This is a genomic window from Pseudaminobacter soli (ex Li et al. 2025) (assembly GCF_003012705.1).
GTDB lineage: Bacteria > Pseudomonadota > Alphaproteobacteria > Rhizobiales > Rhizobiaceae > Pseudaminobacter > Pseudaminobacter soli.
The window spans coordinates 161,937-181,106 of the sequence record NZ_PXYL01000001.1; the positions used below are offsets into that span (position 1 = coordinate 161,937).

Annotated in this window: 18 protein-coding genes; 9 read left to right on the top strand and 9 right to left on the bottom strand. The window is 64.0% G+C overall.

Annotated elements, in window-relative coordinates:
- Positions 1-6: 6 nt before the first annotated feature.
- From C7I85_RS00695 to C7I85_RS00705, 3 genes are all read right to left on the bottom strand, one after another.
- Positions 7-1,836, bottom strand: a complete 1,830-nt coding sequence (locus C7I85_RS00695; protein ID WP_106722038.1) for an aminopeptidase P family protein — start codon at positions 1,834-1,836, stop codon at positions 7-9.
- Between the two features lie 126 nt (positions 1,837-1,962).
- Entirely contained in the window at positions 1,963-2,835 is an 873-nt protein-coding gene (locus C7I85_RS00700; RefSeq protein ID WP_106722039.1) for a 50S ribosomal protein L11 methyltransferase, read from the bottom strand.
- Positions 2,836-2,880: 45 nt separating this feature from the next.
- The gene (locus tag C7I85_RS00705) at positions 2,881-3,459 is read right to left on the bottom strand and encodes an SCO family protein (RefSeq protein ID WP_106722040.1); all 579 of its coding nucleotides are present in this window, start codon (positions 3,457-3,459) and stop codon (positions 2,881-2,883) included.
- A gap of 179 nt (positions 3,460-3,638) precedes the next feature.
- Between C7I85_RS00705 and C7I85_RS00710 the strand changes: the two genes are divergently transcribed.
- From C7I85_RS00710 to C7I85_RS00720, 3 genes are all read left to right on the top strand, one after another.
- Positions 3,639-4,118, top strand: a complete 480-nt coding sequence (locus tag C7I85_RS00710; protein ID WP_106722041.1) for a CreA family protein — start codon at positions 3,639-3,641, stop codon at positions 4,116-4,118.
- Positions 4,119-4,167: 49 nt separating this feature from the next.
- Positions 4,168-4,803, top strand: a complete 636-nt coding sequence (locus C7I85_RS00715) for a DapH/DapD/GlmU-related protein (RefSeq protein ID WP_106722042.1) — start codon at positions 4,168-4,170, stop codon at positions 4,801-4,803.
- 333 nt (positions 4,804-5,136) lie between these two features.
- Complete coding sequence (locus C7I85_RS00720; RefSeq protein WP_106722043.1) at positions 5,137-5,418, top strand: hypothetical protein; 282 nt, start codon at positions 5,137-5,139, stop codon at positions 5,416-5,418.
- A gap of 55 nt (positions 5,419-5,473) precedes the next feature.
- Here the strand turns inward: C7I85_RS00720 and C7I85_RS00725 are convergent, their stop codons facing one another.
- Both C7I85_RS00725 and C7I85_RS00730 read right to left on the bottom strand, forming a co-directional pair.
- A complete protein-coding gene (locus tag C7I85_RS00725; protein WP_106722044.1) occupies positions 5,474-5,881 on the bottom strand; it encodes a YciI family protein in 408 nt (135 codons plus the stop codon).
- Between the two features lie 106 nt (positions 5,882-5,987).
- Positions 5,988-8,504 (bottom strand): ATP-dependent helicase, encoded by a 2,517-nt coding sequence (locus C7I85_RS00730; protein WP_106722045.1) that lies wholly within the window; start codon positions 8,502-8,504, stop codon positions 5,988-5,990.
- 162 nt (positions 8,505-8,666) lie between these two features.
- On the opposite strand from C7I85_RS00730, the gene C7I85_RS00735 reads away from it, so the two are divergent.
- Positions 8,667-9,014 (top strand): hypothetical protein, encoded by a 348-nt coding sequence (locus tag C7I85_RS00735; protein WP_106722046.1) that lies wholly within the window; start codon positions 8,667-8,669, stop codon positions 9,012-9,014.
- Between the two features lie 61 nt (positions 9,015-9,075).
- On the opposite strand, the gene C7I85_RS00740 is transcribed toward C7I85_RS00735, so the two are convergent.
- Positions 9,076-9,510: a hypothetical protein gene (locus C7I85_RS00740; protein WP_106722047.1), complete on the bottom strand. Its 435-nt coding sequence runs from the start codon at positions 9,508-9,510 to the stop codon at positions 9,076-9,078.
- Positions 9,511-9,520: 10 nt separating this feature from the next.
- Positions 9,521-10,039, bottom strand: a complete 519-nt coding sequence (locus C7I85_RS00745) for a hypothetical protein (protein WP_106722048.1) — start codon at positions 10,037-10,039, stop codon at positions 9,521-9,523.
- Positions 10,040-10,260: 221 nt separating this feature from the next.
- Between C7I85_RS00745 and C7I85_RS00750 the strand changes: the two genes are divergently transcribed.
- Positions 10,261-11,139: a dienelactone hydrolase family protein gene (locus C7I85_RS00750; protein ID WP_106722049.1), complete on the top strand. Its 879-nt coding sequence runs from the start codon at positions 10,261-10,263 to the stop codon at positions 11,137-11,139.
- Positions 11,140-11,293: 154 nt separating this feature from the next.
- Here C7I85_RS00750 and C7I85_RS00755 read toward each other — a convergent pair whose 3' ends face one another.
- Both C7I85_RS00755 and C7I85_RS00760 read right to left on the bottom strand, forming a co-directional pair.
- Positions 11,294-11,503: a hypothetical protein gene (locus tag C7I85_RS00755; RefSeq protein ID WP_106722050.1), complete on the bottom strand. Its 210-nt coding sequence runs from the start codon at positions 11,501-11,503 to the stop codon at positions 11,294-11,296.
- Positions 11,504-11,784: 281 nt separating this feature from the next.
- Positions 11,785-12,270, bottom strand: a complete 486-nt coding sequence (locus C7I85_RS00760) for a thioesterase family protein (protein ID WP_106722051.1) — start codon at positions 12,268-12,270, stop codon at positions 11,785-11,787.
- Between the two features lie 88 nt (positions 12,271-12,358).
- On the opposite strand from C7I85_RS00760, the gene C7I85_RS00765 reads away from it, so the two are divergent.
- From C7I85_RS00765 to C7I85_RS00780, 4 genes are all read left to right on the top strand, one after another.
- Complete coding sequence (locus tag C7I85_RS00765) at positions 12,359-13,768, top strand: FAD-binding oxidoreductase (protein WP_106722052.1); 1,410 nt, start codon at positions 12,359-12,361, stop codon at positions 13,766-13,768.
- 134 nt (positions 13,769-13,902) lie between these two features.
- Positions 13,903-14,439: a hypothetical protein gene (locus tag C7I85_RS00770; protein WP_106722053.1), complete on the top strand. Its 537-nt coding sequence runs from the start codon at positions 13,903-13,905 to the stop codon at positions 14,437-14,439.
- Between the two features lie 212 nt (positions 14,440-14,651).
- On the top strand, positions 14,652-15,104 hold the full coding sequence (locus C7I85_RS00775) for a GNAT family N-acetyltransferase (RefSeq protein ID WP_428832796.1): 453 nt from the start codon (positions 14,652-14,654) through the stop codon (positions 15,102-15,104).
- Between the two features lie 107 nt (positions 15,105-15,211).
- Positions 15,212-19,144, top strand: a complete 3,933-nt coding sequence (locus C7I85_RS00780; protein WP_106722054.1) for an AsmA-like C-terminal region-containing protein — start codon at positions 15,212-15,214, stop codon at positions 19,142-19,144.
- The last annotated feature ends 26 nt before the right edge of the window (positions 19,145-19,170 follow it).

A 19,170-nucleotide genomic window follows, 5' to 3' on the forward strand; every position in this document is an offset into this window, starting at 1 on the left:
CCCGCTTTACCCGATCGGCGCGGCGGCGTTCTCCAGCCAGCTTAGCGTTTCGCCGTCGACCATCGGGCCGATCTCGGACAGAACGCGCTCGTGATAGGTGTTGAGCCATTCGAGTTCTTCGGCTGAAAGCAGGTCTGCATCCACCAGCCGCCGATCGATCGGCGCCAGCGTCAGCGTCTCGAAGCCATGCACCGGCAGGTCGCCGCCCTCGATGGATTCGGCAGGCGTGACTATGATCAGGTTCTCGATCCGGATGCCGTAGTGGCCTTCCTTGTAGTAGCCCGGCTCGTTGGACAGGATCATGCCTTCCCGCAGCTTTTCGATGCCGGTCTTGGCGATGCGCTGCGGACCCTCATGGACGGCCAGATAAGAGCCAACGCCGTGGCCGGTGCCGTGGGCGAAATCCAGCCCGCGCTGCCACAGCGCGATGCGCGCGAAAGCGTCGATGTCGCAGCCGCGCGTGCCAACCGGGAAGTGCAGCATGGAAATCGAGATCATACCCTTGAGGACGAGCGTGAAGCGCTCGCGCATTTCGTCCGTCGGCCGGCCGACGGCGACGGTGCGGGTGATATCGGTGGTGCCGTCCTGATATTGCGCGCCGGAGTCGAGCAGGAACAGCTCACCCTCCCGCAACGGCCGGTTGGTGGCGCGCGAGACGCGGTAGTGCATGATGGCGCCGTTCGGGCCGGCGCCGGAGATCGTATCGAAGGACACGTCGCGCAGCGGCATCTGCGTCTCTTCGCCGACGAGCCGCCGGCATTCTTCGAGCTGCGTCACCACCTTGATTTCGTCAAGCGTGCCCGGCTTCTGCGCGTCGAGCCAGCACAGTAGCTTCGCCACGGCCGCGCCGTCGCGGCGATGGGCCACGCGTGAACCCTGGATCTCGGCTTGGTTCTTCATGGCGCGGGGCAGGCGGGCCGGATCGGGCTCCAGCACCACCGTTCCGCCGTTTTCCTCGACCAGCGCGCGCAGCCTGTCGGCGGCGAGTGCGGGATCGAGCGCGATGCGGCCGCCCACCCGGGCAAGCTCGATCAGGTCGGTTTCAAGCGCAGTGGGATCGCGCAGATCGGCCAGCTGAGTCAGATAGGCCTCGACCTTGCGCGTGAGCTTGCGCTTGTCCATGAACAGGAGATGCCGGCCATTGGCCGACAGGATCGCAAAGCCGAGCGCCAGCGGCGTGTGCGGCACGTCGGCGCCGCGAATGTTGAATGCCCAGGCGATCGACGACGGATCGGTCAGCACGCAATGCGACGCGCCGTCCTTGGTGATGGCTGCGGCAAGCCGGGAAAGCTTGTCCTTGGCAAGCTCGCCGGCAAAGGCGATGGGCTGGAGTTCGATGTCGGCCAGCGGCGGGGCAGGCTGGTCGGCCCACAGCTCGTCGATTGGGTTGTCGGCGAGCGGTATAAGCGTCGCGCCGCTCTTGTCGGCCGCCTTCTTCAGCGCCGTCACGTCGCTGATCGTGTGCAGCCACGGGTCGAAGCCGATGCGCGCGCCCTTGCCGAGGTTTTCGCGGATCCAGGCGGGCGGCGGATTGTCGATCAGGCTTTCGATGGTGAAGATGCGGAGATCCACCTGCTCGCGCACCTGCAGCTGATAGCGTCCGTCGACGAAGATGTAGGCGCGCTCGGTGAGGATGAGCGCGACGCCGGCCGAACCGCTGAAGCCCGTCAGCCAGCGCAGGCGCTCGGAGCCGGGGGCGACATATTCGCCCTGATGCTGGTCGGAGCGCGGAACCAGGAAGCCGTCGAGCTCGCGCGCGGCGAGCCATTCGCGCAATTTTGCGACGCGCTCCGCGGCGGCGGTCGGATCGCTTGCCGAATCGAATGTCTGGAACATGGAGACGTGCCTTCCGGTTACGGGTGCTTCGGTCGGCAAACTAGTGCATCGGCCCGCAAAGTGGAATCCGCTTTCGCGGCCAATCCGATGCTCCAGCCATACGGCTCGCAGCCGTCAGTCGCCGCCTCAGCGCTTGAGGTGAAGCGTCGCCCAGCCTTCAAGATGGATCGTGCGGACATGGGCGAAACCCTGGGCGACATAAGCCGCCAACACCGCGTCGGCCTGCCGGTCGAGGATGCCCGAGAGCACGATGGAGCCGCCCGGAGCAAGGTTGTGCGCTACGTCCGGGGCAAGCTCCATCAGCGGCCCGGCAAGGATGTTGGCGATGATCAGGTCGAACGGGCCACGCGCGGCAAAGACGGGGTGGTCGAAGCCGGTCGCGGTTTCCGTTTCGATATGTTCCGACACGCCGTTGAGGTGCACATTGTCGGCCGCGACCTGGGTGGCCACAGGGTCGATGTCCGTGGCCAGCACGGGAATATGTGCAAGCTTGGCCACGGCGATGGCAAGCACGGCGCTGCCGGTGCCGAGATCCAGCGCATTGCGCGGATTTTTCTCGCGGATGACCTCTTCCAGCATTTCAAGGCAGCCCGAAGTGGTGCCGTGATGGCCGGTGCCGAAGGCAAGGCCGGCCTCGATCTCGATTGCAATTTCGCCGTCCCGTGCTTCGTCGCGGTCATGCGAGCCATGGACGATGAAACCGCCGGCGCGCACCGGCTTCAAGCCTTCGAGCGACTTTGCCACCCAGTCGATCTCGGGCACGTTCTCACGTCCGATTGCCTTGTCGAGAGAAAGTGCCGTCAGCACGTCGCGCATGCGGCGTTCGGCATCGTCCGCGTCGTCCTCGACATAGAGCGACACTTCCTGGATGTCGCGCTCCTCGTCCACTTCCAGGACGGCAATCGGGAAGCCGTCTTCCTCGAATTCGGCTTCGAGGGCGTCAAAGATGCGGGTCGCATCGGCGCGGCCGGCCGTCAGGTGGAGGCGTGTCTGGCTCATTGTGCTTCGCGATCCGATAATTGCAGTTGCCGGCTTTTGAACGTTTCAGCCCTTGGCCGCAAGACGTTTCAGCTTGGCAAGTGCGGTATCTCCGCTTTCGCCATAGGCGATGGTGCCAAAGAAATCGCCCTTCTTGTCGAGCAGCAGCACCGAGGCGGTGTGATCCATCGTGTAGTCGCCGCCGTCGAGCGGCACCTTGCGGGCGTAGATGCCGAAGGACTTGGCCATGGCCGCCACCTTGTCGGACTCGCCGGTGATGCCGGTGATGCGGTTCGAGACATTGGTGACATAGGTGTTCATGGCCTCGGGCGTGTCGCGCTCGGGATCGATCGAGACGAAATAGGCATTGATGTCCTTGCCCTCGTCGCCCAGCTTCTTCAGCCAGCCGTCGAGCTCGTAAAGGGTCGTCGGGCACACCTCGGGGCAGTGGGTGAAGCCGAAGAACACCGCCGAAGGATGGCCGCGAAAAGCCTGCTCGGTGATTGGCTGGCCGCGCTGGTCGGTCAGCGCGAAGGGATTGCCGTAAGGCTGACCACCATGGCGCGATTGGTACGATTGGAAGGTCAGCCAGCCGACAAAGGCCGCCGTCAGAACCAGTATGACGACGAGAATGGGGCGCATCATGATATCGGTTTTCCCTATTGCGGACGCGGCGTTAGCTGATCGTATGCCGCAAACATAGTCGTCCGATCGCGGCTGAAAAAGGGGCCACGTTGCCGCTGGGCGCTATCCTGGCTTGCAACCTTGCCGCTCCGTGCCCAACTTGTTGCCGACGACATCGCACAATCCTTCAGGAGGTTTTCATGCGTCTGGCGCTTTTGGGGGCGGCTTTTCTGCTTGGTGCAGTTGCTCCGGCGGCGGCCGACGAAGTGGGGCGCGTCGGCGTCGACTGGCTCGGCAACGACATCGTCGTCGAGGCGCTGAAGGACCCGAAGGTCGACGGCGTGACCTGCCATTTCTCCTATTTCGACCGGGGCGTCGTAGACAGGCTGCAGAAGGGCAATTGGTTCGAGAACCCGTCCAACTCCGCCATCTCCTGCAACCAGACCGGGCCGATCACCATCGGCAAGATCGATATGGGCGAAGGTGGCGAGGAAGTGTTCAAGCAGGGCATCAGCCTGTTCTGGAAGAAGCAGGTCGTGAATCGCATCTACGACAAGAAGAACGATACGCTGATCTATCTTTCGCATTCCCGACAGGTGCAGAACGGCTCGGCCAAGATGGCGATCAGTACCGTTCCGCTTTACAACCAGAACGTCGTCTGGACGAACGGCAAACCGTAATAGCCGCGTGGCGCTTGCGAGGCAGGGCAGGGCAGCGTAAAGCCCGGACATGGACCCCGCACTTCGCTTCAAGGATTCCGAGCCGCGCATCCATCCGACGGCAGAGCTGAAATCCTGCCACCTTGGCCGCTATGCCATCGTGGGCGAGCGCGTAATTCTGCGCGAGGTGACGGTAGGCGATTTTTCCTATTTCGAGCGGCATGCCGAGGCGATCTACACGACCATCGGCAAGTTCTGCTCGATCGCGGCCAACACGCGCATCAACGCGCTCGAACACCCGATCGAGCGCCTGACAACGCATAAGCTGACCTATCGTCCCAACGAATATTTCCGCTATCTCGGCGTCGACCAGGATTTTCGGGCGCGTCGGCAGGCCAAAGCGGTGAGCATCGGTAACGACGTATGGATCGGCCATGGTGCGGTGATCATGCCCGGCGTGACCATCGGCGACGGCGCGGTGGTGGGGGCAAATGCGGTGGTGACGCGCGACGTAGGCGCTTACGAAATCGTCGCCGGTGTGCCGGCGCGCAAGAAGCGGCTGCGCTTTGCCCCCGAGATCATCGCCCGCATCGAGGCGCTCGCCTGGTGGGACTGGCCGCTCGACAGGCTGGCCGATGCCATTCCCGATATGCAGGTCATGCCGATCGAAGCTTTTCTGGAGCGCTGGGAAAACAGCGCGGATTGAAGTCCGGCCTTTTCCTGGAGTTCGCCTGGGGCATCCGCTCCCATTCACGAAAAACCCCTCCCGCCTGCGGGGGAACAGGGCGGAAGGGGTCTGAGTTTACCGCTAGGAAGCGGGGGGACGCAGACTTTCGCCTGCACGAACAGGTTTATCTGCAAACTTCTAACTTATCGTATAGGTTGCATTCTACCTTGGGCTGCATGCGATTGCGTGTGATCGAGGACGCCGTTTCGAACCAGGACTACTGGCCCGCTTCCGCCGCATTTCCTAAAAAACGCACCGTCTTGCTTGACGCACGGAACAAGCGGCGCGATTTTTTCACCCCTAGGAGATGCGATGACCGACTGGCTGGAAATCCTGCGCAAGCAGACCGAGACCTGCTCCGCAATGCGCAAGGAGGTTCCCAAAATGCTCGCCAACCCCGACATCGTCGCGGAACAGGTGAAGGCGCTGTACCAGGCGCTGGAGGAGCAGGCCCAGTTCGTCGAGCAGCTGGCGCGCACGCTCGAGGACAACGATTATGATTTCGACGTGGTCAAGGCCGCGGAGGAACTGGAGGAATATTACGCGGACCTCGCAGCAGTGGCCGCCGAGAAGTTGAAGCGCCTGATGGGCTGACCCGTTTTCTCGTCAGCCCATACCGTATCATTCGGGGCACATCCGCGGAGGGGCGTTACTTGCGTCCCACTTCCAGTTCACGAAAGCGATCGATCTCCGGCCGGTCCCCAAAATCCTCGAGTTCGAACACGCGTCGGATTTCGATCTCGCCGCCGCCCATATGCGGTTCGGGGAAGCGGCCCGCCCATTCGCGCGCTTCCTCCTCCGATTTCACATTGATGATGGTGTAGCCCGCGATCAGTTCCTTGGTTTCGGTGAATGGGCCGTCGACCACGGTCTTCCTGCCGTCCGACCATTTGATGCGCCAGCCCGTCGAACTGGGATGCAAGCCATTGGCATCGACCAGAATGCCGGCCTGGGCAAGCTGCTCGTGATAGGCCACCATGGCCGACAAGAGCTCTTCGCCGGGCATCACGCCGGCTTCCGAGTCCTTGCTGGCCTTCACCACGATCATGAAACGCATTCTCAAACTCCATCGGTTCGCGCATCGACCATTCGGCGCGCCACGCCCGCATGACGAACGATAGTGGCCAAAGCCGACATTCGGGAGGGAGAATTATTCAGCGCCTTCAGACGGCCGTGACAAAACTGTCGATCACCCGCTTTTGGCCAGCCTTGTCGAAGTCGATGGTCAGCTTGTTGCCGTCGATTGCCGCGACATTGCCGTTGCCGAATTTCTGGTGGAACACGCGGTCGCCGACCTTGAAGGGCGAGGGGCTGTCGGCCACCGATTTCGCGACCAGCTCGCCCTCGATGGTGCGGCCCTTCACCGAGCCACGGCCGGCGCCATAGCCGGAATCGGTCTCGCCATAGCCGATGCGCTCGACATGGTGGCCGGAGCGAGAGCCCCAGTTGCGGTCGGTCGCTTCGTTGCGGTTTTGCTGCGCGCGCTGCCAGCCGGGCGTGGCATAGGTGTTGGAGAAGGACTTTTGGTCCGAACCGATGCTGTCGAAGCGCGAGGCGCCATAGGGGTTCTGGCGGCCGCCATAGCCGCCGCCACCGTAGCCGCCATAGGAATCACTGGCCTCGGCGACTTCCACATGCGCTTCCGGCAATTCGTCCAGGAAGCGTGACGGGATGGTCGACTGCCAAAGGCCGTGGATGCGGCGGTTGGAGACGAACCAGATATGCAGGTTCCGCTTGGCGCGGGTGAGGCCGACATAGGCAAGCCGGCGCTCTTCCTCCAGGCCGGAGCGTCCGCCTTCGTCGAGCGAGCGCTGGTGCGGGAACAGGCCTTCCTCCCAGCCGGGCAGGAACACGGTCTCGAACTCCAGGCCCTTGGCCGAGTGCAGCGTCATGATGGTGACGGCGTCGAGCTCCTCGTTCTGCTCGCTGTCCATGACCAGCGCGACGTGCTCCAGGAACGAGCGCAGCGACTCGTAGTCCTCCATGGAGCGGATCAGCTCCTTGAGGTTTTCGAGCCGGCCCGGCGCCTCGGCCGAGCGGTCGTTCTTCCACATGTCGGTGTAGCCGCTCTCCTCGAGGATGATCTCGGCGAGCTCGGTGTGCGACGTGTTGTCGAGCGCCTTCTGCCAGCGCTCGAAATTGGCGACGACTTCGCGCAGAGCCGCGCGCGGCTTGGGCTTCAGCTCGTCGCTCTCGGCAAGCTTTGCCGCCGCCTCCAGCATGGGAATGCGTAAGCCCCGCGCCGTGTCGTGGATCTGGCGAATGGCGGCTTCGCCAAGGCCGCGCTTGGGCACATTGACGATGCGCTCGAAGGCGAGGTCGTCGGCCGGCTGCGCGACGACGCGGAAATAAGCCATAGCGTCGCGGATTTCCTGGCGCTCGTAGAAACGCGGGCCGCCGACGACGCGGTAGTTGAGGCCGAGCGTGACGAAACGGTCCTCGAACTCGCGCATCTGGAACGAGGCGCGGACCAAAATGGCCATGTCGTTGAGCGCATGACCCTTGCGCTGCAGCTGCTCGATCTCCTCGCCGACGGCTCTGGCTTCCTCTTCCGAATCCCAGGCGGCGTGGACGTTCACCTTGGCGTCGTCCGGGTCGGCGATGTCGGTGAACAGCGTCTTGCCGAGCCGGCCTTCATTGTGCGCGATGAGATGCGATGCCGCGCCGAGAATATGGGCGGTGGAACGGTAGTTGCGCTCCAGCCGGATCACGACCGCGCCCGGAAAATCCTTCTCGAAGCGCAGGATGTTGTCCACTTCCGCGCCGCGCCAGCCATAGATCGACTGGTCGTCGTCACCCACGCAGCAGACATTTTTTTGTCCGGGCGCGCCGGTTTCCTGGGCCAGCAGGCGCAGCCACATATATTGCGCGGTGTTGGTGTCCTGATACTCGTCGACGAGGATGTATTTGAACCGGCGGTGATATTCCTTCAGCACGTCCGGATGCGCGCGGAAGATGCGGATCGGGTGGCAGAGCAGGTCGCCGAAGTCGCAGGCGTTCAGCGTCTGCAGCCGGTCTTGATAGGCCTTGTAAAGCTCACGGCCCTTGCCATTGGCGAATGAGCGGGCGTCGCCCTCGGGAATCTCGGCCGGGCCGAGGCCCTTGTTCTTCCAGGCGTCGATCATCATGGCGAACTGGCGCGGCGGCCAGCGCTTGTCGTCCAGCCCCTCGGCCTGGATGAGCTGCTTGATGAGACGGATGACGTCGTCTGTGTCGAGAATGGTGAAGTCCGAGCGCAGGCCGGCAAGCTCGGCATGGCGGCGCAGCATCTTCACGCCGATGGAGTGGAAGGTGCCAAGCCAGGGCATGCCTTCGATCGCTTCGCCCACCAGCAGGCCGATGCGCTGCTTCATCTCGCGCGCGGCCTTGTTGGTGAAGGTCACGGCCAGGATCTGGCTGGGGAAGGCGCGGCCGAGGCTGAGGATATGCGCGATGCGGGTGGTCAGCACGCGCGTCTTGCCGGTGCCAGCGCCCGCAAGCACCAGAACCGGACCTTCCGTGGTTTCGACGGCCTGCCGCTGCTCGGCGTTAAGGCCGTTCAGGTACGTCGGGGCAGAAGCCTGATGACGCGCGGCCATGGCGCGGGCGGCGATGCCACCGGGCGCAGGCGCGCCGGAAGGGCGCGGGGCGGGCGCACCGGGCTCGTCGAAGAAGGGGATGTCGTCTGGAAAGTCTGACATTTCCACCGAATGTAGTGATTCGGGGCCGAAAGGCCAGCAGTGTTGCCGTTTTGTGCCCATGGTTGGGCGTCTTGTCGGCCACCTAAGGCGGAGTCGCCCTTGATTGCCGAAGGGTTAGCTTCAGCGATACAGTCGCAAGATCGGTTTTGCTAGGGGCATTCGGTGCGGACGATCGACACGATCTTCGGGGTACTGCTGCTGATTGGTGCGATCCTCCACGGCTACGGCACCTTCGTCGGATACGCGGTGGGCTCGGAGGTGTTCGTATGGTCGCTCGCGGGTTCTCTGGCGGCCGGGCTTATCGCCGTGCTCAATATCCTGCGCAGCCGTCGGCCAGACGACCAAGCGCTCGCCTGGATATGCCTGGTTTCCAGCCTGTGCTGGGTGGGAGTGGCGTTGGCCTTCGGATCGGCGATCGGCAATGTCCGGGATCCGCGCGTGCTGTGGCATGCCATCGCCGCCTTGGTGCTGGCCGGCTTCAGCTTGCGGACGCTCATAGCGCACGCATAGCCCGGCCCCCGCAGGGAGGGGTGCGGACGATTCTTGATCCACACGACCGGGGGCGTGCGTACTACTGGCTCAATCCAAGCTGGCTCTTCAACCCGGGCACTGCGTCGACAATGTCCTTGATGGCATCCGGGCCGGCGGCGACTTTCGCCTGCTCAAGCAGGGTCTCTGCGGCCTGCTTGATCTGCTCGGGCTCGAGGCCGCTGGCGCGAAGCTGGGCGATGCCGTTGACCAGCGCGCTGGCCTTCTCCCCCAGCAGCCCGCCGAGTGCGGAACTGATCGAGCCGAGAAGGCCGCCGCCATTGGCGCCCTGGGCCATCACGTCGTGGCTGTGGGCGAGATCTTCTGCCCCAGGCACGCTGTTGAACAGCCCTGCGATCCGGCTGTCACCCGCCTCATATTCGAGCACGGATAGAATGGTGCCAACGGCCATCTCCGTCTTGGCCGGATCGAGGCCCGTTTTGGCCGAAACCGTCGCGATGATGTCCTGTGCGTTCATGGGCATGCGCTCATTGCGTCTTCTGGGTCTTCAGGCGCACGTCGCAGGCCTTCCAATAATCCCGCCAGCCTTGACCGGGCTGGATCTTGCCGGCGGCCTTGTCGGCCTTCCACTCGGCCTTGCATTCGTGCACACGCTGCCGGAAGCCCATTTCACGCGGCTTCATCGCTGCGCCGCCGGGGGTGGCCGTGTTGGTTTCGGCTGCATACTGGAACCGCGCCATGGCCTGCTTCTCGGTCGGCTGCTGCGTTGCAGGTGCCGGGACAGATGAAGGCGACTTGTTCGCCGGCGGTGCCTTGGCCGGCGGTGTGTTGGTGCCTTTCATGGCCGTGCTGCAGCTGTGAAGGAATTGCGGCCAGGTCTGGCCATGCAAGCTGTTGGCCTTCTTGGCGGCCTCATATTTCGCGCTGCACGCCTTGGTGACTGACTGCGCGGCGCTCGTGTTGGCGGCAAGGCCGTGGGAGGGGAAGGCCAGGAATGCTGCACCGAGCGACAGCGCGCTCGCTGATATCAAGGTCTTGAAGGTCATGGGATCCTCCTTCGTTGGCAAGGCGAAGCCTGCGTCTAAAGGTTGTTCCTGACTTGTGGCGCCGTGGGTCGGCGAACAGGCCTTGACGAAAATTTGATGCCCCGAGCAGGTGCATCTCCTGCGTGCAGACGTGCCGCGGTCCGCTTCCACCGAAGGTGTACTAGACCCTTCCGGCCACGCCCTTATCTTGTCCTTGGGGGGAGAGAGGAAGGAGGACGACGATGAACAGGCCGCCCATCACCCAGGCGATGATCGACGCCTATGACGAATACACGCATCTGACGCTCGACCGCCGCGCTTTCATGGAGAAGTTGTCCAAGCTGGCCGGTTCGGGCGCAGCGGCAGCTGCCGTCGCGCCGCTTCTGGCGGCCAACTCCGCACAGGCCGCGATCGTGGCCGAGGATGACCCACGGGTGAAGGGCGAGAACATCACTTTTCCAGGCTCGAAGGGCGAGATGAAGGGGTATCTGGTGCGCCCGGCCGAAGCGGGCGGCAAACTCGGAACGGTCATCGTCGTTCACGAGAACCGCGGCCTCAACGCGCATATCCGCGACGTGGCGCGACGCATCGCGCTTGAGGGGTTCATCGTCCTGGCACCCGACTTTCTGTCGCCACTCGGCGGCACCCCCGACGACGAGGACAAGGCGCGCGAAATGTTCACCCAGTTATCGTCCGAACAGACCATTGCCGACGGGCTGGCGACGGTGGCCTATCTGAAGAAGATCGACGGCGGCAACGGCAAGGTCGGCGTGGTCGGCTTCTGCTGGGGTGGCGGGGTGGTCAACGATCTGGCGGTGAACGCGCCCGACCTCGATGCCGCGGTCGCTTACTACGGGCGGCAGCCGAAGAGCGAGGATGTGGCTAAGATCAAAGCGCCGCTCCTGCTGCATTACGCCGGCAAGGACGAGCGCATCGACGCGGGTATCGACGCCTACAAGGCCGCGCTGAAGGCGGGCGGCAAGAGCTTTACCATCTACGTCTATGAAGGCGCGCAGCACGCCTTCAACAACGACACCTCCGCCGCGCGCTATGACAAGGTGGCCGCCGACCTGGCCTGGGGCCGCACCATCGCCTTTCTCAAGCAAAACCTCGGGGGCTGAGGTGCGCCGAGCCTGTTAACGGATGAGGGCATTGCTTGGTTAATGCGAGCCAGCTGGAGAGAGTGTGATTCCCACTGCCGGATCATGCTTCGGCGGATCATTTCGGGCCTGCCGAGGCAGCGCACGAGGCGGCTCGGCCCCGTGCGCATGAAAGTCATGCTGAGTATAAATCCGGGTGCCGCAAGCTTCTTGCCGACTTGATGATGGCGCGTGCGTAGATCATCTTCATCGGAATGGGAATGCTATGGCGTTCCAGGCGGTATAGTTCGTTGTTTATTGTCTTCAGGGCGCGCCAGAAGTCGTAATCACTTATCGTGCGGTCGGATGCCAGGCGGCTGGACATCTGAACAACGTCAATCTTCATGCCAATCCTCCGAACGGGACCCCCGCCACCGTTCCGGTATTTGAGTCGAATCTAATGCGATTGTGCCCACCCAGCCGGTGGGATCAATCCGCCCCCATCGCTCAAACTGTGCAAAAACCCTTAAGGTTAACGTTTAGCTGACCGTTAAAGTTTTAACGATTGGCGCCGATTTCCGGCGTGATCCCCTGCGCAAACGGGATCTCGCGGCTGGCGTCCCAACGACACCAGCCGGTGCATGCGCCGCCTAAAAGGCGACGCGGTATCGCGGTGGCTTTTGCCTGTCAGACGTTCTTGCGCTTGATGCCGATGGAGCGGCCGGCGCGCTCAGGCTGCGGCAGGGCAGCATGGGCGGCGGCCATGGCGCGCACCTTGGCCTGGATGTCCTCGGGGAAGGAGGCGACCTTCGGGCCCGACATGTCGATGTGCAGCGACAGCGTCTCGGAAGTGGCGGCCAGCCAGCCGTCGACATGGCGGATTTCCTGATAGACGTGCAGTCGCTTCTCGTCATGGTCGATGAGTTGAAAGCTGACCTCGAGCTGGTCGCCCAGATGCAGTTCGCGCACGTAGCAGATGTGCACTTCCGCCGTGTAGATCGTCAGATTGCGATCGCGTGCATAGTCCGCCCCGACGCCCAGCAGATCGAGGGCACCATCGGAGCCACGATCGAAGATAATGTTGTAATAGGCCATGTTGAGATGGCCGTTATAGTCGATCCAGTCTTTCTCCACCTCCACGACGCGGGAGACGAAGGGGGCGGGGATGGTCATTGACAGTTTCCTCGTTTGGGCGTTTGCAAAGGGCTCCCATCCTTAGACACTTCTCGTGGACCCTCATGGTCCAATAGCGGAGGAAATAATGGCTCTTAGCGACGTCCCGGCGGTTGAACGCAACGAGGAAGGCATTGCCGCGGTTCTTGGCATCCTCAAGCAGCGTTTTGGCGAGCGCTTTCAGACCGGAGCGTCCATGCGTGAGCAGCATGCGCACACCACGACCTATATTCCGACTCAGGCGCCGGACGGGGTGGTGTTTCCCGAAACCACCGAGGAGGTGCAGGAGATCGTGCGGGCCTGCGCGGCACACCGCGTGCCGGTTATCGCCTTCGGCACCGGCACCTCGCTCGAGGGCCATGTGAATGCGCCCGGCGGCGGCATTTCGCTCGATACCTCTCGCATGAATCGCATCCTCGCCGTCCACGCTGAGGATCTCGACTGCGTGGTCGAGCCGGGCGTGACGCGCGAGGCGCTCAACACGCATCTGCGCGACACCGGCCTGTTCTTTCCGATCGATCCGGGCGCGAATGCCAGCCTTGGCGGCATGGCCTCGACGCGCGCTTCCGGCACCAATGCGGTGCGCTATGGCACCATGCGCGAGAATGTGATGGCGCTGACGGCTGTCATGGCCGACGGCAGCGCGATCACCACGGCCAGCCGCGCCAAAAAAAGCTCGGCCGGCTATGACCTGACGCGGCTTCTGGTTGGCTCGGAGGGCACGCTTGGCATCATCACCTCTCTGACTCTGAAACTCTACGGCATTCCGCAGGCGATCTCGGGCGGCGTATGTCCGTTCCCGTCGGTCGATGCTGCCTGTAATGCGGTCATCTCGACCATCCAGATGGGCATCCCGGTCGCGCGCATCGAACTGGTCAACGCGCTGCAGATGCGGGCGCTGAAGCTGCATTCGCATCTCGACTACCCCGAAAGCCCGTGCCTGTTCGTGGAGTTCCACGGCACCGAGGCGGGCGTTGCCGAGCAGGCCGAAAGCTTTGGCGAGATCGCGGCCGAGTATGGCGGCGGGCCGTTCCTGTGGACCGGCGTGGCCGAGGAACGCACAAAACTCTGGAAGGCGCGGCACGAGGCCTATTGGGCGTCGCTGACGCTGCGGCCCGGCGCCAAGGGGCTGTCGACCGACGTCTGCGTGCCGATCTCGCGGCTTGCCGAGTGCATCGCCGAGACCGAGGAGGATATTGCCCGGATGGGACTGATCGCGCCCATCGTCGGTCATGTCGGCGATGGCAATTTCCATACGCTGGTGCTGATGGACATGAACGACCCCAAGGAGATCGCGCTGGCCGAGGAGTTCGTCGGGCGGCTCAACATGCGCGCCATCGCCATGGGCGGCACCTGCACCGGCGAGCATGGCGTCGGCCAGGGCAAGATGGGCTTCCTGCGCCACGAACTGGGTGGAGCGGTGGATGTGATGCGCTCGATCAAGGCAGCACTCGATCCGCAGAACATCCTCAATCCTGGGAAGATCTTGCCGCTCTAATCGTTCAAGGGGTCCCGGCGCCGCAAGCTTCGTGCCCCTTACCCCTTGACCCATCCGGCATCGCGCCAAACATTTTCTTGCTCAGCCCCGAATTCTGCAACGCGCCGCGGGCGCAATGGAGAGGAGCAGGCAAGATGGCGATTTCACGCAAGGAAGAGGCGAGGGCGCTCAATGCGGACGAGCGCGAGTTGGTGGAAAAATCCCACCACCCGGCCGTGCAGGAGCTTTCCGACGCAGAGCTGCACGAACTGGTGAAGCTGGTGCGCGACAGGCGCGACAAGGCGCAGACCGATGTGTTTCGTCGCCGTCGCGAAATCCGCGGCAAGGGCGTGCCGAAGGGCACCAAGCCCGTGACAGGCGACGCGGGCTCCCGCACCAAGCTTGCCGTTCTGGCAATGGCGATGCGCCGTCTCAATGCCGAGGTCGAGCGTCGGCAGCAGCTTGCCGCGAGCATGGAGCAGATCGAAAGCGCCCGCCGGGCGCTGGCGATGAAGCAGAAGGCGCAGGCACGTGGGGCGGACTTCAACACCCGCCATGCGCATAGCGGCATGCGCGCGGTCGAAAGCCGGAAGCCCAAGAACCTGATCCGCCCGATGGAACTGGGGCGTCAGCGCAAGGCCGGCCAGGTGGCGCAGGCCAAGCGCGACTCACGCGGACATCACGCTCTCTGAGCGACAGGCGACTGCATTGCCTGCAGGTTAGGACCGCTCCCGTGCGATTGACTTTCGTCCGGGAGCGCGACACAAGACGCGCGGTCCACAAGGATGGTTATGCGCAGAGAACTCATTTTGGGTGAATTCGCCTGAGGGCGGATTAGCGGCGGAAACGCCGCGTGCTGGCGCATGTGCGCCAATCTCTGTTCATGACATCAAGGACCAATTCCATGACATTCATGTCCAATCTGGGCATTCGAGCCTATGCGGGTGCGAGCGACCGGGACCGACTGCTCGAAATCTGGCTAACCGCGTCGCAAGTCGGCCATCCTTTCCTCGGCGAGGCCGATCTTTCGGCCCAGATGCAGCTCGTCCGGGACACCTACCTGCCGCAAGCCGAGAACTGGGTGGCTGTCGTAGAGGGGCAGCCAGCCGGCTTTATCGGATTGCTCGATAGCTTCATCGGTGGGCTTTTCATCGATCCGGCTTTCCATGGCTGCGGCATCGGCAAAAGCCTGGTGCTTCACGCGGCGCAACTGAAGGGTGCGCTCGACGTTGAGGTCTATGCGGACAATCGCGATGCATGCGTGTTCTACCGCCGCATCGGGTTCGCAGAGACCGCCCGGCACGCGCGGGATGACGAGGGCCGTCCGCTGGCCATCGTCCGCATGCACAGGCCGTGACGAACTCTGGCCGGGGGACATTTGCGCCCCCGGCCAAGATGCCTCTTTATCGACACGCTCATCAGGGTAGAGTGCAGGCTTGATTGAGCGCGATTTGCCGGAGTGCCATGCTGGCCCGAATTTTTGTTTTTGTGGGCGGATTGATCGTGCTGGCGCTCACCGCTGCGCTGGTGGCTCCCTATTTCATCGACTGGACGCCCTACCGCGCCGATTTTGAGCGCGAGGCCAGCGTCATTCTCGGCCGCAAGGTCACCGTTCAGGGTGCGGCTACAGCGCGCCTTCTGCCTTTCCCGTCCGTCACGTTTTCCGACGTTTCCGTCGGTGCCTCGGCCGGTGGCGCGCCGGCCATGACAGTCGAAAAATTCTCGATGGATGCAGAGCTTGCGCCCTTCATGAGGGGCGAACTGCTGATCTTCGACATGCGGCTGGTGCGGCCCAAGGCCGTGATCGACATTGCCGGCGACGGCACGGTGGATTGGGCGATGCGGCCGTCCTCGCCCGTCGATCCCAAGCGCATCGCGCTTGAAAAGCTGACCGTCAGCGACGGACAGGTCACCATCCGCCACGCCGCCAGCGGGCGCGAGCACCGCCTCTCGGATATCAACACGGAAATCTCGGCAAAATCGCTGGCCGGACCTTGGCGCGCCAATGGCTCGATGCTGGTCGACGGCATGCGCACGGCAATTTCCGCCACGACCGGCTCGCTGGACGAGAATGGCCAGCTGCGCATCAAGGTGAAGGCCGATCCCGAGCTCTATCCGGTCGGTATCGAGGCCGACGGCAATGCCCGCATCGAAAAAGGCGCAGCGCTCTATTCTGGTCAGTTCCGGATCGCCGGCCGGGAGCGCACGCCCGACAAGCTGCGCGGCAGCAATGGCGAGCTGGTGAAGGCGCCCGGCCTGACGCCCGAGCCGGGCTTCAGGCTGAACGGCAACTTCGCGCTCGACCACAAGAAGCTCAGTATCGACAGTTTCCGTTTCGAGACCGGACCTCTCGACAACCCCTATACCGCCGACGGCACAGCCCTGGTCGATCTCGGCGCCCAGCCGCGCTTTTCTATCGAGGCCAAGGGTGCGCAGGTGCGCTTCGACGAGGCCGTCGCCGGCAGCGAGGCGGGGGCAGGGCTGACGCTGGCCGAGCGCATTTCGGCGCTCGAAAAGACACTTGCGGATTTGCCCAAGCCGACGATCCCCGGCAGCGTGGAGGTGAACCTGCCGGCCATCGTGGCCGGCGACACCACGGTGCGCGACGTGCGGCTTTCCGCCGAACCCGCCGATGGCGGCTGGACAGTGAAGTCGCTGGCCGCGATGCTGCCTGGCCGCGCGACGCTGGAGGCCGACGGTTTCCTGCGCACGGGACGGGATTTCGGCTTCAAGGGTTCCCTGCTGCTCGCGGTCAGTCAGCCGTCCGGCTTTGCCGCCTGGGTTGCGTCCGACGTCGACGAGGCCATTCGCCGCCTGCCGGCCGCCGGCTTCAAGGCGAAGGTCGACATGACCGAGCAGCGCCAGAGCTTCGATGATCTCGAACTGGTGCTCGGCAAGGCAAAGTTTCGCGGCAATATCGACAGCCGGCAGCCGTCCGACATGCGGCCTTCGGTAGCGCTCAAGCTCGAAGGCGATGCGCTGGATGTGGATGGGCTTTCGGCTTTTGCCTCGCTCTTCGTCAGCGACAAGGGCGCCAATCGCTTCGCTGACCGCGACCTCGATTTCGACATCAAGGCAGGACCGGTGTCTGCCGGCGGGCTGACCGCGGACAAGGTCGACACGGAGCTTCGCTTGCGCAACGGTCTTCTGGAGATCGACCGGCTGTCGGTCGAGGGACTGGCCGGTGCCTCGCTAAGTACAACCGGTCGGATCAAGGATTTTCCCAAAAGCCCGACCGGCAAGCTGGATGCCTCGATTGTTGCCGTCGATCTTGCGCCGCTGATCCGGCTCGCGGCCGAACACTATCCCGACAATTCGCTGCTTGGCGAACTCGACGTCCGAGCCGGTGCGCATCAAGGGCTGTTCGAGGACGCGCGCATCGATTTCGCCGCCAACGCCGCCGCCAATGACGATGGCAGCACGGGCATGACGATAAGCCTGCAGGGCACTGCCGGCGGCTCGGCGATCTCGGCGTCTCTGGACGGAAAGGGTCATCTGGATACGCTCACCGAAGCGCCGCTGTCCCTTTCGTTCTCGGCGAAAAACAGCGATGCCACCGCGCTTCTGGCGCTGACAGGTCTGCCGACGCTGCCGCTGGGATTGACCGGCGCAGGCGAACTTTCGCTCAATGCGAAAGGCACGCTGGCGGATGGGCTTGAAACCGCATTCAGCCTGAGCGGCGAAGGGTTTTCGGCCAAGTTCGATGGCACGACGAGTTTTGGCGACGAGCGCATGCGGGCCAAGGGAAAAGCCACCCTTGAAGCCGAGGATATCGAGCCCTGGCTGATCACCACGGGTTTCGGCCTGCCCGGAATGGGCATGGGGATGCAAGCCGCGCTTACCGCCGATGCGGATTACGCAGACGGCCTGCTGGTGCTGGATAATCTCGACGGCGCCGTCAACGAAGGCTCGGTGTCGGGCGCGATCAATGTCCAGGTGAAGAATGGCGTGCCGCAGCTGACGGGCGCGTTGGCGCTCGACGAGCTCAACCTCGAGCCCTCGATCGCCATGGTGCTCGGCGCGCAGGCTGTTGCGCCGACCGGCAAGAAATGGTCGTCGGTGCCGTTCCAGTCGAAGCCGCTGCTGCCCTTTGCCGCCAATCTGGACCTAAGTGTGGGCTCGGTGTCGGCCATCGGCGAGGCAACTGCCCGCGATGCCAAGATGGCGCTGAAGCTCGACGAAGAAGGCTTGCGCCTTTCCGACGTCCACGCCGGGCTCTTCGGCGGCAAGCTGGACGGGCTGCTCGAGCTCAGGAACGACGGCGGCACCGGCCTGTTTTCCGGCCAAATGAAACTCGACGGCGCCGATCTTGCGGCGGCGCTGCCCGGGACCGGGCTTGCCGGTCACGCCGACATCGCCTCCTCGCTGACGGCGAACGGCAAATCGGTCGACGGACTGGTGGCATCGCTGTCGGGTTCGGGCACGGCCACGCTGAAGGACCTCGTCGTCCCGGCGGTCAATCCGAATGCACTGCCGGCGCTGATTGCCAAGGCCGACGAGATGGGCCGCGACATCACTGCTGCGCGGACCGCGGGTTTTGCGCCGGAAATCGTGTCGGCGGGCGGCTTCAAGACGAACGAGACCGACATCGCCTTTTCAGTGGCAGGTGGGGTGCTGCGCGCGCCGCCGTTCAGCTTCGAGACGCCGGCGGTGAAGCTCTCCACCGATCTCCGCGCCGACCTCAATGCCGGCACGATCGCGGCGGACGGCCAGATCGCCTATGCGCCCGGCGACGAGGCGCTGGTGGGCTCCGAGCCGAGCCTGCGCTTCAGCCTGTCAGGCACGCCGTCTGCGCCTGAGCGCAAGCTGGACAGCGATCCGCTAACGCAATTCCTCACCCAGCGCGCGCTGGAGCGCGAGCAGGCGCGCGTTGAGGCGATGCAGGCCGCCGTGCTCGAAAAGCAGCGCCTGCGCCGCGAGGCGCGCTATTACACCGTGCTCCAGCAGGAGCGCGAACGCGCTGCCGAGGAGCTGCGCCGCCAGCAGGAGGAGGCGAGGCTGAAGGCCGAAGCCGAGGCAAAGGCACGCGCCGAAGAGGAAGCCAGGGCTAAGGCCGAGGCGCAAGCAGAGGCGAAAGCCAAGGCTGAGGCGGAAGCCAAAGCTGCCGCAGAAGCGCGCCGCGCCGCCGAACAGGCCGCGGCCGTACAGCGGGCCGAAGAAGCCCGGCAGAAGGCCGAAGCGGAAGCCAAGGCACGCGCCGAAGCCGAGGCGGCTGCCAGGGCCAAGACCGAAAGGGAAAAGGCGGAAGAAGCCGAGAAGAATGCGGAGCCGGCCCCGATCATCGAGCGTGTGCCTTTGCCGCCGCCAGCCCGGCCAAACGCGCCTGCGGCAGGGTCAAAGACCTTCGATCCGGACTCGATCGAGAACCTTCTGCGCACGCTGGACAATGGCGGCTAGGCCACGCGCGCCGTCCCCAAAAATCC

Coding starts and splice junctions, on each gene's coding strand:
- C7I85_RS00695 (WP_106722038.1), bottom strand. CDS start 1,836: ATGTTCCAGACATTCGATTCGGCAAGCGATCCGACCGCCGCCGCGGAG.
- C7I85_RS00700 (WP_106722039.1), bottom strand. CDS start 2,835: ATGAGCCAGACACGCCTCCACCTGACGGCCGGCCGCGCCGATGCGACC.
- C7I85_RS00705 (WP_106722040.1), bottom strand. CDS start 3,459: ATGATGCGCCCCATTCTCGTCGTCATACTGGTTCTGACGGCGGCCTTT.
- C7I85_RS00710 (WP_106722041.1), top strand. CDS start 3,639: ATGCGTCTGGCGCTTTTGGGGGCGGCTTTTCTGCTTGGTGCAGTTGCT.
- C7I85_RS00715 (WP_106722042.1), top strand. CDS start 4,168: ATGGACCCCGCACTTCGCTTCAAGGATTCCGAGCCGCGCATCCATCCG.
- C7I85_RS00720 (WP_106722043.1), top strand. CDS start 5,137: ATGACCGACTGGCTGGAAATCCTGCGCAAGCAGACCGAGACCTGCTCC.
- C7I85_RS00725 (WP_106722044.1), bottom strand. CDS start 5,881: ATGCGTTTCATGATCGTGGTGAAGGCCAGCAAGGACTCGGAAGCCGGC.
- C7I85_RS00730 (WP_106722045.1), bottom strand. CDS start 8,504: ATGTCAGACTTTCCAGACGACATCCCCTTCTTCGACGAGCCCGGTGCG.
- C7I85_RS00740 (WP_106722047.1), bottom strand. CDS start 9,510: ATGAACGCACAGGACATCATCGCGACGGTTTCGGCCAAAACGGGCCTC.
- C7I85_RS00745 (WP_106722048.1), bottom strand. CDS start 10,039: ATGACCTTCAAGACCTTGATATCAGCGAGCGCGCTGTCGCTCGGTGCA.
- C7I85_RS00750 (WP_106722049.1), top strand. CDS start 10,261: ATGAACAGGCCGCCCATCACCCAGGCGATGATCGACGCCTATGACGAA.
- C7I85_RS00755 (WP_106722050.1), bottom strand. CDS start 11,503: ATGAAGATTGACGTTGTTCAGATGTCCAGCCGCCTGGCATCCGACCGC.
- C7I85_RS00760 (WP_106722051.1), bottom strand. CDS start 12,270: ATGACCATCCCCGCCCCCTTCGTCTCCCGCGTCGTGGAGGTGGAGAAA.
- C7I85_RS00765 (WP_106722052.1), top strand. CDS start 12,359: ATGGCTCTTAGCGACGTCCCGGCGGTTGAACGCAACGAGGAAGGCATT.
- C7I85_RS00770 (WP_106722053.1), top strand. CDS start 13,903: ATGGCGATTTCACGCAAGGAAGAGGCGAGGGCGCTCAATGCGGACGAG.
- C7I85_RS00775 (WP_428832796.1), top strand. CDS start 14,652: ATGACATTCATGTCCAATCTGGGCATTCGAGCCTATGCGGGTGCGAGC.
- C7I85_RS00780 (WP_106722054.1), top strand. CDS start 15,212: ATGCTGGCCCGAATTTTTGTTTTTGTGGGCGGATTGATCGTGCTGGCG.